1 protein-coding gene and 1 pseudogene are annotated in these 1,551 nt (G+C 67.1%); one reads left to right on the forward strand and one right to left on the reverse strand.

Annotation, left to right across the window (positions count from 1 at the left end):
- Positions 1 to 450: pseudogene (locus U4E84_RS17005) on the reverse strand (class I fructose-bisphosphate aldolase); the annotation flags it as partial.
- Between the two features lie 214 nt (positions 451 to 664).
- Between U4E84_RS17005 and U4E84_RS17010 the strand changes: the two are divergent.
- Positions 665 to 1,522, forward strand: a complete 858-nt coding sequence (locus tag U4E84_RS17010) for a 3-hydroxyacyl-CoA dehydrogenase NAD-binding domain-containing protein (protein ID WP_322533287.1) — start codon at positions 665 to 667, stop codon at positions 1,520 to 1,522.
- Positions 1,523 to 1,551: the final 29 nt, after the last annotated feature.

Below are 1,551 nucleotides of genomic sequence, written 5' to 3' on the forward strand. Positions count from 1 at the left end.
CCTGGCCGCGGGGGTACGACCACATGACGACGGCCATGTCGTGTTCGCGGGCGCCTCCTGCGCCTCGCGGAACTCCTCGGCCATCTCGACCTCGTGGTTCGACCCACCGTAGACGGTGAACCCGACCGCGTCGGCCCCTAATTCGGCCGCGTACTCCGCCGTACAGTTGACCGCGCTGTCCGGCTCGCCCATCCAGAGGTTCGAGGTGCCGTTCAGCTTCAACAGGAGGTTCACCTCGTCCTGGTAGTCCGGGTAGTACGCCTCGGCGAGCCCCTTCTGGACGGCCAGCGAGGTGACCGCCTCGTGGGTGGCGAGTTCGAAGATCCGCTCCGGGTCCGCCGTGTCCGGGTTCGGGTCGAAGTCGACCGGGCCGTGTTCGAGCCCGTGGTCGTACGCGAGGATCAGGGATTTCCCGTCGCGCTCGATGTCGTCGGCGGCGTGAGGAAGCATCGGTTCGATATTCCGTTACATCGGTAAAAAGGCCTATGGTGGTCGAGGTGGTCGTAAAGAAACGGAATCGGACGCGTCGGCCAGTTACAGTGCCCGAAATCGTTGCCTCGCATCGGGTGTTCATTACTACTCGAATTGTTAATTTCTCTGCGAGAAACGGCACCGGCCCCGCGGTTTCGCAATACTTACCACCCGCGGCGGGGCAGCGGTCCGCATGCGAGAGTTATCCGATATCGACGTCGTGGGCGTCGTCGGCGCCGGGACGATGGGCAACGGCATCGCGCAGGTCGCGGCGGCCGCGGGCTACGACGTGGTGATGCGCGACGTCGAGTCCGAGTACGTCGAGCGCGGCCTCGAAAGCGTCGCGGACAGCCTCGACCGACTGGCCGGGAAGGGCGCGCTCGACGAGGACCCGGACGCGATCCGCGACCGGGTCGCGGGGACGACCGACCTCGACGAGCTCGCGGCCGCCGACCTCGTCGTCGAGGCCGTGATCGAGGACCTCGACGTGAAACGCGACGTGTTCGCGGACCTCGACCGCGTCACCGACGACGACATCGTCCTCGCGACGAACACCTCCACGCTGTCTATCACCGCCATCGCGAGCGCGACCGACCGCGCGAGCGACGTGGTCGGCCTCCACTTCATGAACCCGGTCCCGATCATGGACGGCGTCGAGGTCGTGGTGGGCGAGCGCACCGACCCCGCGGTCGTCGACTTCGCGCACGCCTTCGCCGAGGACCTCGGCAAGGAGACGTGGGAGGCCGACGACAAGCCCGGCTTCGTCACGAACCGGATCCTGATGCCGTGGATAAACGAGGGGATCCGCGCGTACGACGAGGGCGTCGCGGACAAGACCGACGTCGACCGCGGGATGACGCTCGGGACGAACGTTCCGATGGGGCCGCTCGAACTCGCCGACCACATCGGCCTCGACGTGGCGCTCGACGCCAGCGAGACGCTCCACGAGGAGCTCGGCGACCGCTACAAGCCCGCCTACCTCCTCAAGCGCAAGGTGGAGGCCGGCGACCTCGGGAAGAAGACCGGTCGCGGCTTCTACGAGTACGACTGAGGGGAGCGCCGAGTCCACCGGGAGCGGTC

The sequence above is a fragment of the Halorubrum sp. AD140 genome, assembly GCF_034497445.1.
In the GTDB taxonomy this organism is placed as follows: Archaea; Halobacteriota; Halobacteria; order Halobacteriales; family Haloferacaceae; genus Halorubrum.

Bases quoted from the DNA above. Each gene is read 5' to 3' on its own strand.
- U4E84_RS17010 (WP_322533287.1), top strand. From the start codon at position 665: ATGCGAGAGTTATCCGATATCGACGTCGTGGGCGTCGTCGGCGCCGGG.